Here is a 1174-nt window from a genome sequence, read left to right on the forward strand (position 1 = left end):
TATTGATGCTTAAAATCGCATATAAACGGTGTCTTGTGTAAAAATATATATATATGAACAGCCTTAGCTGCGCGTATTGTCCAGCAACTCTGACTGCCATGTTCGAACGCAGCCAGATCCAGGCGGTCTTCATTGTCGTAAATAAGTGGGTTTGCCTTTGTCGGCCCCATATGTCTGGTGATCGAAGCTGCCCGTGCCGGAGCGACAAACATGCGATGTAATTGCCGTGTGCCGATGGGATTCATGATGTCCTGCCTGGGGAAAAGCCAGCTACCAGAATGCATCACGTCCTGCTGGCGTTCGGCCTTTACCACTCCTGCAGCAAGGACGGCAGGTCTGCCGGAAGCAGGGTGTTCCGGTATCGTGCACCCTTGTCCCGTTTGATCTGGAGTAGCCGATGCGCAAGATCAGGTGAGTGTCCGGGTGATGAAGAAGCTCAACGCCGACAGGGTGGGATCTATGGTCGATGTTGGCCTGCCCGTCTCATTCTGGGCGATCTGGAACTGGCGGACAACCTCGGCCGTTGCCGTATAAGGTGACCGGATCAGAAACTTGGAAGCTACACTTTGCGCTGTTTCTGGTGTGCCCATTTCTGTGCCCGCATTGGATCGAACTCCCGGATGTAGAAACCAGGTTCAAGCCAATCATCATCAGTTTTCGACGGCCTTCTTCAGAACAACCGTGATAATCGGACATAAAAAATGTGTGGAGAGCCGTCCATGCAGTTACGCTCGAAGCATCCCTTCGACGCGCGGGTCACGCGTGTATTCTTTCGTCACTTCGCCTTTGTGATCAATAATTCCCATTCGCTGAAGCGCCGCATGAGCAGCCTGTTTGCTCCTGGTGTTCGCAAGAGTCTGCTTTCTGATTGCTGCCAAAACAACCTGACGGGAGTTCGTCTTCATGTCTCTAATTATAATGCTGCAGACCGCAGAAGTCTCGATGTTTCATATCAGCGTCCTGGATGAAACCCGCATTTCTCATTCCATGCGCGGTGTCCAATGATGTGGTCCCGATAGGGTTCGGTTGCGTCGACAAAGTCTGGAGCCCGGTCAGGCCGGATGAAAGTCATTGTCTGGCGTGATCAGCTCAGCGTCGCTCCTTTTCTGGCGGGCGGAAAGGCTGGAATTCGGCTTTCCGTTGTTGCATCCCATGACCACCATCCGCCTCTGCC

At 52.8% G+C, this 1174-nt stretch carries 2 protein-coding genes; one reads left to right on the forward strand and one right to left on the reverse strand.

Going from position 1 to position 1174, the window contains the following annotated elements:
• Positions 1-245 (reverse strand): hypothetical protein (locus B7449_RS22130; protein ID WP_209426756.1); only part of this gene is annotated, 245 nt, incomplete at its 3' end.
• 474 nt (positions 246-719) lie between these two features.
• On the opposite strand from B7449_RS22130, the gene B7449_RS22135 reads away from it, so the two are divergent.
• On the forward strand, positions 720-968 hold the full coding sequence (locus tag B7449_RS22135; RefSeq protein ID WP_174520969.1) for a hypothetical protein: 249 nt from the start codon (positions 720-722) through the stop codon (positions 966-968).
• Positions 969-1174 lie beyond the last annotated feature (206 nt).

Origin of the sequence: Komagataeibacter intermedius TF2 (genome assembly GCF_000964425.1) — a bacterium.
Taxonomy (GTDB): domain Bacteria; phylum Pseudomonadota; class Alphaproteobacteria; order Acetobacterales; family Acetobacteraceae; genus Komagataeibacter; species Komagataeibacter intermedius.